Source organism: Roseateles sp. Mitsp63, from assembly GCF_059491535.1.
In genome coordinates this window covers 5,894,541-5,906,883 of record NZ_CP168509.1, presented here as the reverse complement: position 1 = coordinate 5,906,883, position 12,343 = coordinate 5,894,541, and the positions used below count along the sequence as shown (strand labels likewise).

The 12,343-nt window shown below is 70.1% G+C and carries 12 protein-coding genes; 6 read left to right on the top strand and 6 right to left on the bottom strand.

All coding sequences use genetic code 11. The features are described from left to right. Positions 1-64: 64 nt before the first annotated feature. Positions 65-259: a heavy-metal-associated domain-containing protein gene (locus ACEN96_RS25605; protein ID WP_495585832.1), complete on the top strand. Its 195-nt coding sequence runs from the start codon at positions 65-67 to the stop codon at positions 257-259. Between the two features lie 22 nt (positions 260-281). Here the strand turns inward: ACEN96_RS25605 and ACEN96_RS25600 are convergent, their stop codons facing one another. Together ACEN96_RS25600 and ACEN96_RS25595 are read right to left on the bottom strand one after the other, a co-directional pair. Then, the gene (locus ACEN96_RS25600; RefSeq protein ID WP_495585831.1) at positions 282-2,438 is read right to left on the bottom strand and encodes a xanthine dehydrogenase family protein molybdopterin-binding subunit; all 2,157 of its coding nucleotides are present in this window, start codon (positions 2,436-2,438) and stop codon (positions 282-284) included. Between the two features lies 1 nt (position 2,439). Continuing rightward, positions 2,440-2,910, bottom strand: a complete 471-nt coding sequence (locus ACEN96_RS25595; protein ID WP_495585830.1) for a (2Fe-2S)-binding protein — start codon at positions 2,908-2,910, stop codon at positions 2,440-2,442. 465 nt (positions 2,911-3,375) lie between these two features. Here ACEN96_RS25595 and ACEN96_RS25590 point away from each other — a divergent pair, with 465 nt between their 5' ends. Next, positions 3,376-6,117, top strand: coding sequence for a TonB-dependent receptor plug domain-containing protein (locus tag ACEN96_RS25590; protein WP_495585829.1), 2,742 nt, complete (start codon positions 3,376-3,378; stop codon positions 6,115-6,117). A 6-nt stretch (positions 6,118-6,123) separates the two neighbouring features. Here ACEN96_RS25590 and ACEN96_RS25585 read toward each other — a convergent pair whose 3' ends face one another. The 4 genes from ACEN96_RS25585 to ACEN96_RS25570 all read right to left on the bottom strand — a co-directional run bounded on the left by ACEN96_RS25585 (position 6,124) and on the right by ACEN96_RS25570 (position 7,912). Next, a complete protein-coding gene (locus ACEN96_RS25585) occupies positions 6,124-6,405 on the bottom strand; it encodes a hypothetical protein (protein ID WP_495585828.1) in 282 nt (93 codons plus the stop codon). Positions 6,406-6,440: 35 nt separating this feature from the next. Beyond that, on the bottom strand, positions 6,441-6,758 hold the full coding sequence (locus ACEN96_RS25580; protein ID WP_495585827.1) for a type II toxin-antitoxin system RelE/ParE family toxin: 318 nt from the start codon (positions 6,756-6,758) through the stop codon (positions 6,441-6,443). Next, positions 6,736-7,005, bottom strand: coding sequence for an antitoxin PaaA2 family protein (locus tag ACEN96_RS25575; RefSeq protein ID WP_495585826.1), 270 nt, complete (start codon positions 7,003-7,005; stop codon positions 6,736-6,738). Before ACEN96_RS25575 ends, ACEN96_RS25580 begins: the two co-directional genes overlap by 23 nt. Positions 7,006-7,141: 136 nt before the next feature. Continuing rightward, positions 7,142-7,912: a TetR/AcrR family transcriptional regulator gene (locus tag ACEN96_RS25570; RefSeq protein ID WP_495585825.1), complete on the bottom strand. Its 771-nt coding sequence runs from the start codon at positions 7,910-7,912 to the stop codon at positions 7,142-7,144. Between the two features lie 183 nt (positions 7,913-8,095). Between ACEN96_RS25570 and ACEN96_RS25565 the strand changes: the two genes are divergently transcribed. Genes ACEN96_RS25565 through ACEN96_RS25550 form a run of 4 tightly spaced genes read left to right on the top strand, consistent with a single transcriptional unit; the run spans position 8,096 to position 12,335 of the window. Next, positions 8,096-9,703, top strand: a complete 1,608-nt coding sequence (locus tag ACEN96_RS25565; RefSeq protein ID WP_495585824.1) for a carboxyl transferase domain-containing protein — start codon at positions 8,096-8,098, stop codon at positions 9,701-9,703. 39 nt (positions 9,704-9,742) lie between these two features. Continuing rightward, the gene (locus tag ACEN96_RS25560; protein ID WP_495585823.1) at positions 9,743-10,300 is read left to right on the top strand and encodes a GNAT family N-acetyltransferase; all 558 of its coding nucleotides are present in this window, start codon (positions 9,743-9,745) and stop codon (positions 10,298-10,300) included. Then, positions 10,297-11,523, top strand: coding sequence for an alpha/beta hydrolase (locus ACEN96_RS25555; protein WP_495585822.1), 1,227 nt, complete (start codon positions 10,297-10,299; stop codon positions 11,521-11,523). Before ACEN96_RS25560 ends, ACEN96_RS25555 begins: the two co-directional genes overlap by 4 nt. After that, the gene (locus ACEN96_RS25550; protein ID WP_495585821.1) at positions 11,520-12,335 is read left to right on the top strand and encodes an enoyl-CoA hydratase/isomerase family protein; all 816 of its coding nucleotides are present in this window, start codon (positions 11,520-11,522) and stop codon (positions 12,333-12,335) included. Before ACEN96_RS25555 ends, ACEN96_RS25550 begins: the two co-directional genes overlap by 4 nt. Positions 12,336-12,343 lie beyond the last annotated feature (8 nt).

The window sequence follows — 12,343 nt, the reverse complement described above, 5'->3', positions numbered from 1 at the left end:
ATGATGGCAAGGTTTAACCTGCCATCCATGCCCTGTTTCCATCACGTCTCACAAGGAGTCCGACATGCATGAATTCAAGCTGCCCGACATGAGTTGCGGCCACTGCCTGGCGGCCGTCACGGCCGCGGTCAAGGAGGCCGACGGCCAGGCCGACGTGAAGGTCGACCTGACGCAGCGGACGGTGAAGGTGGAGAGCGCGCTGAGCCGCGAGGCGCTGGCGGACGTGCTCAGCGAGGCCGGCTACCCGCCGGCCGCCTGAGCCGCCGCCGCGCCCCGGCTGCTCAGGCGCGCTTGAGCGCCTCGGCGTCGAACGGCAGCTGGCGCAGCCGCTTGCCCGTGGCCGCGAAGATCGCGTTGGCCACCGCCGGCGCGATCGGCGGCGTGCCCGGCTCGCCGATGCCGCCGGGCGCCTCGCCGCTCTGCACGATGTGCACGTCGACCTTGGGCATCTCGTTCAGGCGCAGCACAGGGTAGTCGTGGAAGTTGCCCTGCTCGACCCTGCCGTCCTTGAACGAGATCCGGCCATGCAGCGCGGCCGACAGCCCGTAGACGATGGCGCCCTCGATCTGCCGGGCGATGGTCTGCGGATTGACCGTCTGGCCGCAATCGACCGCGGCGGTGACGCGATGGACCTTGATCGCGCCATCCTGGCCGACGGAGACCTCCGCGACCTCCGCGACGAAGCTGCCGAAGCTCTCGGCCAGCGCGATGCCGCGATGCCGGCCCTTGGGCGCGGGCCGGCCCCAGCCGGCCTTCTCGGCCGCCAGCGTCAGCACGCCGCGGGCGCGCGGATGCTGCTCCAGCAGCGCCAGCCGGTACTTCAGCGGATCGGCCTTGGCCGCGTGCGCCAGTTCATCGACGAAGCTCTCGATGAAGAACGCGTTCTGCGAGTGCCCCACCGAACGCCAGAACCACACCTGCGGCCCCGGCTCCGCGCGGCCGTAGGCGATGCGCTGGTGCGGGATGTCGTAGAGGTGGTCCGCGAGGCCCTCGACGGCCATCGCATCGACGCCGTTCTCCGGGATCTTCATGAAGCCCGAGGCCGCCATGATGGAGGGGCTGGCGACGTCCGCGCGCAGCATGCGCGGCCGGCCCTGCTCGTCGAGCCCGGCCTCGAAGCGCACCCGCGAGGCCGGCCGGTAGTAGCCGGCCGCCATGTCGTCCTCGCGTGCGTAGATCAGCTTGACCGGGCTGCCGCTGAGCTTGGACAGCAGCGTCGCGTCGATGGTGAAGTCCGGCGCGAAGCGGCGCCCGAAGCCGCCGCCCAGCAGCAGCGTGTTCACCTTGACCTTGGCCGGCGTGACCTGCGCCACCTGGGACAGGATGCCCTGCGACGGCCCCTGACTCTGCGTGCCGGCCCAGATCGTGACCTCGTCGCCGCGCACCCAGGCCAGGCAGTTCAGCGGTTCCATGCAGGCATGCGCGAGGTAGGGCACGTCGTACTGCGCCGACAGCGTGCGCGCCGAGGTCGCGGCGCCGTCCTTCACGTTGCCCGTCTCGCGCGCGATCGCGGTGGCGTTCTGCAGCCCGCCGTCGAGCGTGGACGAGACCTTGTCGCTCGACAGGTCGGCGTGCTCGCCCAGGTCCCATTCGATGCCGAGCGCGTCGCGCCCCTGCTTGGCGGCCCAGTAGCCGTCGGCCAGCACGGCCACGCCGGACGGGATCGCGATGACCTTGCGCACGCCCTTGACCGCCTTGGCCTTGCTTTCGTCGAAGGCCTTGGGCTTGGCGCCGGCGATCGGCGCGCGCGCCATCACCGCGACCAGCATGCCGTCGACGCGCGCATCGATGCCGAACTTGGCCGTGCCGTTGATCTTGGCGGCGCTGTCCAGCCGGCGCGTCGGCTTGCCCATGATGCGGAAGTCCTTGCGGTCCTTCAGCGCGGGCTTGTCGGGCACGGACTCCTTCGCGGCCGCCTCGACCAGCGAGCCGTAGCTCGCCTTGCGGCCATTCGGTCCGATCACCTGGCCGCGCTCGGTGCGCAGCGACGCGGCGTCCACGCCCCACTGCCGCGCGGCCGCGGCCACCAGCATCTGGCGCGCGGCGGCGCCGGCCTGCCGCACCGGCGTCCAGTGCGCGCGCACCGTCGTGCTGCCGCCGGTGGCCTGCATGCCGAACATGGGGTTGTTGTAGGCCGCGTCGGCGGGTGCCTGCTCGACCGAGACCAGCGCCCAGTCGGCATCGAGCTCCTCGGCCACCATCATCGGGATCGCGGTCAGCACGCCCTGGCCCATCTCGGCCGAGCCGCAGACCACGGTGACCTTGTTGTCGGGCGTGATGCGCAGCCAGGCATTGGGCGCGAAGGTGTTGCTCGGCGCCGCGGCCGTCTGCGCGAGCGCCGCGCGGGTGGCGGCCAGCGGCAGCGCGAAGGACACGGTCAGCGCCGCGCCGCCCTTGAGCAGCGCGCGGCGGCTGGGGGAATCGATGGCGTGGTCCATGTCAGCCCCCCTTCGTCAGCGTGGCCGAGGCGTCGTGGATCGCCGCCCGGATCTGGTTGTAGGTCCCGCAGCGGCAGAGGTTGCCGCTCATCGCGCCGTCGATGTCCGCGTCGGTGGGCTTCTTCTTGCCGGCCAGCAGCGCGCAGGCGCTCATGATCTGGCCGCTCTGGCAGTAGCCGCACTGCGGCACGTCGATCTTCAGCCAGGCCGCCTGTACCGCGCGGCCCGCGGGCGTGGCGCCCACGCCCTCGATGGTGGTGATCTTCTTGCCGGCCGCCGCCTCGAGCGGCGTCTGGCAGGCGCGCACCGGCTGGCCATCCAGATGCACGGTGCAGGCGCCGCACAGCGCCATGCCGCAGCCGAACTTGGTGCCGGTCAGTTGCAGGTCTTCGCGCAGGGCCCACAGCAGGGGCATCTGCGGATCGGCATCGAGCGTCACCGCCTTGCCGTTCACGGTCATCGAAATGGGCATGGGTCCTCCTGGGGGGCGCCTGGGGCGGACCGCCGCGCGCGACCTCCCGCTGTCGGGGGTCGGGTCTTGCGGCGGGGGTGCGCAAGCGTAGCGCTTTCGTCCTTTTCGCGTGCGCCACCCGCTTTCGAACTCCCTCGCCCCGCCTTGCGGGGAGAGGGTGGGGGAGAGGGGAGCGAACCGCGCCGATCGGGGGGAACCCTCAAAGGGTTAACTCGCATGAAAGGGCGTCCAGCGCACCTGGATGGTGCCTGCTGGGTGAGGGAGGGTTTTCCCTTGCGCTCGGCGACGCAACCGCCTGTCCAAGCCTTCCAACTGCGCGCTTTTGGAGCGCCAGGGCGTTCAGCGCCCGCAATTGCGAAGAGTGAATGCTGTCGCGTGAAGCATTGTTGCTGTTTTGCAATGGATGCTCGTTCGAGCGACACCTGGCACTGCCCAGAATCCGCCCCCTCAAATCGGAGTGGAAGTATGAGAAAGAACACCCAGCTCTCCCTGTCGCTGAGCGCCGCCGCGGCGCTGCTGTGCTGCGCCCAGGCCGCGCGCGCGCAGGACCAGGAAACGACCCAGCTGCAGCGCGTCGAGGTGACCGGTTCCAACATCAAGCGCCTGGCGTCGGAGACCGCCTCGCCGGTGCAGGTCTACAACCGCGACGAGATCCGCCGCACCGGCGCCAACACGGTCCGCCAGGTGCTGGACACGCTGACCGCGACCTCGAGCACCGAGCTGCGCGACGACGGTGGCAGCACCGGCTTCGCGTCGGGTGCCTCGGGCGTGTCGATGCGCGGCCTGGGCAAGGGCGCCACGCTGGTGCTGCTGAACGGCCGCCGCGTGGCCAACTACGGCCTGGCCGACGGCGCCAAGGAGACCTTCGTCAACGTCGATGCGATCCCGGCCGACGTGATCGAGCGCGTCGAGGTGCTCAAGGATGGCGCGTCCGCCATCTATGGTTCCGACGCGATGGCCGGCGTGATCAACATCATCACGCGCCGCAGCTTCAACGGCGTGGGCGCCTCCGCCAGCGTCACCTTCAACGAGCATCCGAGCGCCGGCGGCCAGCGCCAGGCCAGCGTCGTGGCCGGCTACGGCGATCTGGACCGGGACCGCTTCAACGTCTTCGCCAACATCGAGGCCTATCGCCGCGACGGCTACACGGTGGCCGACGTCAAGGACGACTACCCGGCGTGGCACAAGGCCTTCGCGCGCCCCTCCTTCGGCGACCCGCTGCCGCGCTCGTTCCCCGGCAACTACATCATCGGCGGCAAGCGCGTGCCCATCGGCCAATGCGCGACGCTGAACAGCGCCGGCGCCTGCGTGAGCGACATCACCGCGCTGCAGGCGGTGTCCGACCCGGCCGAGCGCGTGAACGGCTTCGCGGCCGGCCGCGTCAAGCTGAGCGAGAGCCTGCAGGGCTTCGCCGAGGTGTCGTACTCGAAGACCACCACCGAGTACCGCGGCTCGCCGATGCTGATCTCGGGCGGCGGCACTTCCGTCTGGTACGACGGCTACAACCGGAAGTCGCAGATCCTGCCGCACCCGACGGTGCAGGTCGGCGGCCGCGCCGTCGGCGTGGACTACGCGTTCCTGGACAACCCCGACCTCTACAAGTCGGACGGCGATGCCGACCAGTACCGCGCGCTGGCCGGCCTGAACGGCACGTTCCGCGACATGGACTGGGAAGTGACCGTCGGCCGCAATGCCGCCAAGGCCGAGCGGCTGAGCCGCCAGGGCAGCCGCGACCTGTACGCGGCCGTCAGCAGCGGCGAGTACAAGCTCGGCGGCCCGAACAGCCCTGAGCTGCTCGATCGCCTGTTCCCGCTCAGCGGCTCCACCGGCAAGAACCAGCAGAACTGGATCGACGCCAAGATCAGCGGCGAGCTGATGACGCTGCCGGGCGGCCCGCTGGCCTTCGCGCTGGGCGGCGAGCACCGCGCCGAGGCGGTGAGCATCAAGTCCACGGACAACGTCCTGCGCGCCGAGATCATCGGCCGCGGCTCGGTGCTGATCGACGGCAAGCGCAACCTGGACGCGGCCTTCCTCGAGCTGAACGCGCCGGTGACCAAGCGGCTGGAGCTCAACGGCGCGCTGCGCTTCGACAAGGCCAGCGGCTTCGACGGCCGCGTGTCGCCGAAGTTCGGCGTGCGCTTCGAGGTCTCGCCCCAGCTGATGCTGCGCGGCACGGTGGCCGGCGGCTTCCGCGCGCCCAACATTCCCGAGACGCTGGGCCAGGTCGGCGTGACCGGCTTCTTCAACAACACGGTGGATCCGCAGCGCTGCGCCACGGCGACGGCGATCAGCAACATCCTGAAGACCAAGGGCAATGCGTCCGACGTCGCCGATGCCGCGCCGGCGCTGAACAGCGGCTGCCGCGTCTCGCTGCCGGTGATGATCTCGGCCAATCCGAACCTGAAGCCGGAGACCTCCAAGAGCGTGACGCTGGGCTTCGTGTTCGAACCGACGCGCAACCTGTCGGTGGCGGTGGACTACTTCCGCATCGAGCGCAAGAACGAGATCGACGCGCGCGACTCCGACTACGTGCTGGCCCGCGAAGGCCAGCCGGGTTACGAGCAACTGATCAGCCGCGCGCCGATGACGGCGCAGGAGCAGGCCTGGGCCCAGCGCGCGAACGAGCTGTCGCCTGGCGCCAACCTGTCCTGGAAGGCCGGGCAACTGAGCTCGCTGCTGCTGCAGTACGAGAACTTCGGCAAGACGCAGACCTCGGGCGTCGACCTGGACATCAAGGGCCGGGTCGCCGCGGGCTCGTTCGGCACGCTGAACCTCGGCCTGGCGGCGACCTATGCGCTGAGCTACAAGGCCTGGGATGTCGACGCGGGCCAATGGCGGCCCAACCAGGTCGGCCTGTTCGAGAAACCGCGCCTGAAGGCGGTGATCTCGGCGGCGTGGAACCAGGGGCCCTGGTCGACCGGCCTGCGTTTCAACTACGTGTCCAAGACCCAGCTGAACCGCAGCGAGGCCGATGCCGGCGACTGGTCGGAAGAGAACTGCAAGCTGCGTCTGCAGCCGGGCCAACTGCCGTGCTTCGTGGATGAGGATCTGCGCACGGACTTCAGCCTGGGCTACACCGGCATCAAGAACCTGCGGCTGTCGCTGAACATCCTGAACGTGCTCGGCGATGAGCGTCCGGTCAACCTGCGCGACGGCTACACGCTGCGTCCGCGCTCGTACAAGGTCGGCGTCTCGTACGACTTCTGATCGGCTTCAGCGCTGCTCAAGCCCGGCTTCGGCCGGGCTTTTTTCTTGCCGGAACGAGGCCAGTTCCCGCTCCATCCAGTCGACAACGTCCTCGTGAGGGATGTTGGGCCGGGGGTCCTCGATCGACAGCCGGATCTGCTCGCGATACCAGTCGTCCCAGGCCTCCTGGTCGAAGTTGTCCTCGCTGATGTGGGGCGCGTACTCCCCGGGGGTGGCGGGAGGGATCTGAACCGGCATGGGCGCGGCGCCCAACAGCTCTTCAATGTGGGAATGTTTGTCCTTGTCCACGATGTGGCACTCCAGGTGAGGATTCGGGAATCGGATCAGTGCGAGCGAGAAACAAGCTGTGGCGGGTTCGGCCAGTCGCGCCGGGCATGCACGATGTCCACGATCTGCAGCTTTGACTCCGTGATGCGATACGGAACGATGTAGTTCGCCGTGACCACGATCTCCCTGATGCCGGGAACTCGAGCAGAGGCGCGATAGAGCATCGGAAACGCCAGCGCCATTCGCAGCTTCCTCGAGATCAAGCGGGCCAGACTCTCCGCGGCGATCGGGTTGTGCCGCTTGATGTCCGCGATGATCAGCCGGAACCGCTCCCGTGCGCGCGGTCGCCAGTCAAGCGTTTTGGATTCGTCCATGGGACCGGCTCCCTTCTTCAATGAGGTCGCGGATCTCTCGCATGACTTGATCGTGCGGAATGTCTGGTCGGGGATCCTCGATCGACAGCCGGATCTGCTCGCGATACCACTCGTCCCAGGCGTCCTGGTCGAAGTTGTCCTCGCTGATGTGGGGTGCGTACTCGCCGGGGGTGGCGGGAGGGATCTGAACCGGCATGGGCACGGCGCCCAGCAGCTCTTCAATGTGGGAATGCTCGTCCTGGTCCACGATGTGGCGCTCCTGGCGATGACTCGAGAGTCGGAGCACGCATCGTTGCCGAACACGGTTCACCGGACCATGACTCGAACTACTGGAAATTTGACCTTCCCAGGTCTTCCCCGTCCGCGCGCGCCATGCTGAAGGGTCAGGCCTTGCCCGTCGCCTTCATCGCGTCATCGAGCGCCTCGGCCACGCGCGCCTTCATGCGCCGCAGCGCCTGCAACTCCTGGTCGGGCGCCTGCAGCGCCGGCCACAGCAGCGCGACCAGATCCCGCGCCGCGTCATCCACCTGGATCTGCCGCCCCGCGATGATCACCTCCCACAGCATGTGCTCCATCGGCCCGAACACCAGCGAGCGCAGCAGCCGCAGCGAGATGTCCTGCCGCACTTCCCCCTGCGCCTGGCCGCGCGCCAGCAGGTCCATCAGCGGCGCCGTGTAGCGCCGCTGCAGGTCGACGAAGGCCGCCCCGAAGTCCTGCCCGTCGCCGCGCGTCACCGGCGCGTCGCGCTTGCGGCCCTCCGACAGCACCAGCTCGCACAGCCCGGTCCCCTGGATCAGGAACAGCCGCAGGTGCGTGTGGACGACGAACTCCAGCTGGTCCCGGATCGAGCGCTCGCGCGGCAGCCCGGCCTCGATCGCATCGATGATCTCGTCGTACCAGTCCCCGATCACCCGCATGCACAGCTCGCGCTTGCCGCGGAAATAGGTGAACACCGTCGCCTCCGAGATCCCCAGCCGCTGCGCGATCTCGGTCGTCGTGGCGCGGTCGTAGCCGCGCTCGGCGAACACCGCGCGGCTCTCGCGCAGGATGTCGCGCACCCGCTGCTCGGCCTTCGCGCCCACCGGCGAGCGCCGCCGCGCGGGCAGGGCCGCCGCGGACGGCGGCTCGGTGCGGGAAGTCGGGATGGGGCTCATGAGGGGCGCATTCTCCCGATTTATTGAGCCCGGCTCAAGTCCACGGGCCCGACCCTGGATCCGACCGTCTTTCTGCCGTATGCTTCGCGCCTTGCGCCCGCCCGGCGATCCCGGGAAAGGGCGCCCAGCCAACGCGCTCGCACCCGAATTGAGCGCGGCTCATAAGTCCGGAGACCTCCCACCATGCCCTTGCTGCCCACCAAGCTCAACGCCCGCTCGGCCGACTTCAAGGCCAATGCGGACGCGATGCGCGGCCTGATCGACGACCTCAACGCCCGGCTGGCGAAGATCGCCGAGGGCGGCGGCGAGGCCGCCCGCGCCAAGCACGTGGCCCGCGGCAAGCTGCTGCCGCGCGACCGCGTCGAGATGCTGCTCGATCCGGGCACCCCCTTCCTGGAACTGGCGCCGCTGGCGGGCCTGGACATGTATGACAACGCCGCCCCGGGCGGCGGCGTGATCGCGGGCATCGGCCGCGTCTCGGGCGTCGAGTGCGTGATCGTCTGCAACGACGCGACGGTCAAGGGCGGCACCTACTACCCGGTCACCGTCAAGAAGCACCTGCGCGCGCAGGAGATCGCCGACCAGAACCGCCTCCCGTGCATCTACCTGGTCGACAGCGGCGGCGCCAACCTGCCCAACCAGGACGAGGTCTTCCCCGACCGCGACCACTTCGGCCGCATCTTCTTCAACCAGGCCAACCTCTCGGCCAAGGGCATCCCGCAGATCGCCGTGGTGATGGGCTCCTGCACCGCCGGCGGCGCCTACGTGCCGGCGATGAGCGACGAGACCGTCATCGTCAAGAACCAGGGCACGATCTTCCTGGGCGGCCCGCCGCTGGTGAAGGCCGCCACCGGTGAGGTCGTCAGCGCCGAGGACCTGGGCGGCGGCGACGTCCACACGCGCCTGTCCGGCGTGGCCGACCACCTGGCCGAGAACGACACCCATGCGCTGGCGATCGCGCGTCAGTCGGTCGCGCGGCTGAACTGGCGCAAGGCGGGCGAACTGCTGACCCAGCCGCCGCGGCCGCCCGCCTACGACCCGGCCGAACTGCACGGCGTGATCCCGACCGACACCCGCAAGCCCTTCGACGTGCGCGAGGTCATCGCCCGCATCGTCGACGGCAGCGAGTTCGATGAATTCAAGGCCCGCTACGGCAACACGCTGGTCTGCGGCTTCGCCCACATCGAGGGCATGCCGGTGGGCATCGTCGCCAACAACGGCATCCTGTTCGCGGAGAGCGCCAACAAGGGCGCCCACTTCATCGAGCTGTGCTGCCAGCGCAAGATCCCGCTGGTGTTCCTGCAGAACATCACCGGCTTCATGGTCGGCCGCAAGTACGAGAACGAGGGCATCGCCCGCGCCGGCGCCAAGATGGTGACCGCGGTCGCCTGCGCGCAGGTGCCCAAGTTCACCGTGATCATCGGCGGCAGTTTCGGCGCGGGGAACTACGGCATGTGCGGCCGCGCCTATTCGCCGCGCTTCCTCTGGATGTGGCCCAACGCCCGCATCTCCGTCATGGGCGGCGAGCAGGCCGCGTCGGTGCTGGCCACTGTCAAGCGCGACGGCATCGAGGCCAAGGGCGGCCAGTGGTCCGCCGCCGAGGAAGAGGCCTTCAAGGCCCCGATCCGTCAGCAGTACGAGGACCAGGGCCATCCGTACTACGCCAGCGCCCGCCTGTGGGACGACGGCGTCATCGATCCCGCCGACACGCGCCGCGTGCTGGCGCTGGGACTGTCCGCCGCGCTGAACGCCGAAATCCCCGAGACGAAGTTCGGCGTGTTCCGCATGTAAGCGGCGCGCCACCGAGCCCTCCTTCTCCGCCTGTCGACGATGACCATCACCCTCCGCCCGATCGCCGCCACCGATTCCATCGAAGCCCTGACCGCGTTGCTGCACGCGTCCTATGCGTCGCTGGCGGCGCAGGGGTGGAACTTCACGGCGGTGGACCAGAGCGTGCAGACGACGCGCGAGCGGGTCGAGGCTGGCCAGGCCTTCGTCGCGCTGAGCGCCTCGGGTGAGCTGGTGGGCACGGTGACCGTCGCGCCGCCCAAGCGGGCCGATGGGCGCTATCTGGGCGATCCGGTGCCGGACTGCTACACGCAGCCCGACACGGCGATCCTGGCGCAACTGGCGGTGCATCCGTCCTGCCGCGGCCAGGGCATCGCCGAGCAACTGATGGACACGGCCGAAGCCTGGGCGCACGCGCAGGGCTACGCGCACGTGGCGCTCGACACGGCCGTGCCCGCCGAGGCGCTGCGCCGCCGCTACGAGCGCCGCGGCTATGCGCTGATCGGCGGCGTGCAATGGGCCGGCAAGACCTACCGCAGCGTGCTCATGCGCAAGGCGCTGGGCCCGGTGCCGGCCGCGGGAGAGGGGGCAGGGGCATGAAATCCGCGCTGTCGACGCTGATCACGGCCGCCGGCTTGATCGCCGCCCTGGCGGGCGCGATGCCCGGGCCGTCATTCGCGCAGGCCTCGGCGCCGGCGCCCGTGCCGGCCGACGAATCGAAGGCGCCCGTGCCCGACCAGCTCGCCGTGGACATCCGCGAGGCGGTCGTGCGCGTGCCCGTGTCGGTGAAGGACGCCTTCGGCTCGACCGTCAGCGGCGACCTGATCGTCACGACCTTCCGTCCGCCCGGGCCCGGTCCGTTCCCGCTCGCCGTGATCAGCCACGGCCGCAACGCCAAGACACGCGCCGAGTACAAGCGCCAGCGCTTCGAGTCCGCGGCCCGCTACTTCGTCCGCAAGGGTTTCGCGGTCGCGGTGCCGCTGCGATTGGGCTACGGCGAGCTGGCGCGCCTGGGCGATCCGGAGACCAACGTGCGCTGCGATTCGCCGCGCTACGCCAGCGCCGCCGCGGCGGCGGCCGCCGAGATCGAGGCCGTCGTGCGCTTCATGGCGTCGACCGCGGACATCGACGCGCGCCAGGTCGTGCTGGTCGGCCAGTCCGTCGGCGGTTTCGCGACGATCGCCGCCACCGCCGCGCGCATCGACGGCCAGGTCGCCGCGATCAACTTCGCCGGCGGCCATGGCGGCAGCCCGGACGCGCACCCCGGCGAGCCCTGCCGGCCCGAGGAGCTCGAGCGCCTGTACCGCGAATTCGGCACCCGCGCCTCGGCGACCGGCCGGCCGGTGCCCACGCTGTGGTTCTTCGCCGCCAACGACCGCTACTTCTCGCCGCGCCATCAGCAGGAATGGGCCGAGGCCTACCGCGCCGGCGGCGGCCGCGCCGAGCTCCGTCCGATGCCGCCGTTCTCCGACGACGGCCACCAGCTCTTCATCCAGGGCAACGACGTCTGGCAGCCGATGGTCGATGCATTCCTGAAGCCGCTGGGCTTCGACGTGCCGGGCGCGCTGCCGTATCCGGGCGGCGGTCAGGTCGCGGTCGACGACCTGGACGCGCTGCCCGGCGCGCGGATCGCCGATGGCTATCGCAAGTTCCTCGCGTCCAAGGAGCCGCGCGCCTTCGCCACCAATGGGCGCAGCTGGGGCTGGGCCACCGGCGACGACGCCCAGTCGCGCGCGCTCGCGTTCTGCGACCGCTACACCGGCAGCCAGGAGCGCTGCCACCTCTATGCCGTCAACCAGACCGTCGTCTGGAGCAAGCCATGACCTCCATTGATTTCCCCACCCCGGCGGCGCTGCGCGTCGAGCGCTCCGGTCCCGGCGGCGCGATCGCCCGCGTCACGCTCAACCGCCCCGATGTGCGCAACGCCTTCAACGACACCGTCATCGGCGAGCTGACGGCGGTGTTCGAGGCGCTGGGCCGCGACGCATCGTTGCGCGCGATCGTGCTGGCCGCCGAGGGCAAGGCCTTCTGCGCCGGCGCCGACCTGAACTGGATGAAGGCGATGGCCGGCTACAGCTGGGACGAGAACCATGCCGACGCCGGCCGCCTCGCCCACATGCTGTGGACGCTCTACCGCTGCCCGGTGCCCGTGATCGCGCGCGTGCAGGGCGATGTCTATGCCGGTGGCGTGGGCCTGGTGGCGGTGTGCGACATCGTCGTCGCGGCCGAGTCCGCCGGCTTCTGCCTGTCCGAGGCCAAGCTGGGCCTGCTGCCCGCGACGATCGGGCCCTATGTCGTGCGCGCGCTCGGCGAGCAGGCCTCGCGCCGCTACTTCGTGACGGCGGAGCGCTTCTCCGCCGCCGAGGCGCACCGCCTCGGGCTGGTCCATGAACTGGCGGCCGATGTCCAGGCGCTCGATGCCAAGGTTGAGGCGCTGACCGCCGCGCTGCTGGCCAACGGCCCGATGGCCGTGCGCGCCTGCAAGCGGCTGGTCCAGGACGTGGCGCACGCGCCGGTCACCGAGGCGCTGCGCGACGACACCGCGCGCCGCATCGCCGACATCCGCGCCAGCGACGAGGGCCGCGAGGGCGTGCAGAGTTTCCTCTCCAAGGGCAGGCCCTCGTGGCTGGCCTGACGCGGCGC

Bases quoted from the DNA above. Each gene is read 5' to 3' on its own strand.
- ACEN96_RS25590 (WP_495585829.1), top strand. From the start codon at position 3,376: ATGAGAAAGAACACCCAGCTCTCCCTGTCGCTGAGCGCCGCCGCGGCG.
- ACEN96_RS25580 (WP_495585827.1), bottom strand. From the start codon at position 6,758: ATGGACGAATCCAAAACGCTTGACTGGCGACCGCGCGCACGGGAGCGG.
- ACEN96_RS25560 (WP_495585823.1), top strand. From the start codon at position 9,743: ATGACCATCACCCTCCGCCCGATCGCCGCCACCGATTCCATCGAAGCC.
- ACEN96_RS25550 (WP_495585821.1), top strand. From the start codon at position 11,520: ATGACCTCCATTGATTTCCCCACCCCGGCGGCGCTGCGCGTCGAGCGC.
- ACEN96_RS25595 (WP_495585830.1), bottom strand. From the start codon at position 2,910: ATGCCCATTTCGATGACCGTGAACGGCAAGGCGGTGACGCTCGATGCC.
- ACEN96_RS25555 (WP_495585822.1), top strand. From the start codon at position 10,297: ATGAAATCCGCGCTGTCGACGCTGATCACGGCCGCCGGCTTGATCGCC.
- ACEN96_RS25570 (WP_495585825.1), bottom strand. From the start codon at position 7,912: ATGAGCCCCATCCCGACTTCCCGCACCGAGCCGCCGTCCGCGGCGGCC.
- ACEN96_RS25600 (WP_495585831.1), bottom strand. From the start codon at position 2,438: ATGGACCACGCCATCGATTCCCCCAGCCGCCGCGCGCTGCTCAAGGGC.
- ACEN96_RS25605 (WP_495585832.1), top strand. From the start codon at position 65: ATGCATGAATTCAAGCTGCCCGACATGAGTTGCGGCCACTGCCTGGCG.
- ACEN96_RS25565 (WP_495585824.1), top strand. From the start codon at position 8,096: ATGCCCTTGCTGCCCACCAAGCTCAACGCCCGCTCGGCCGACTTCAAG.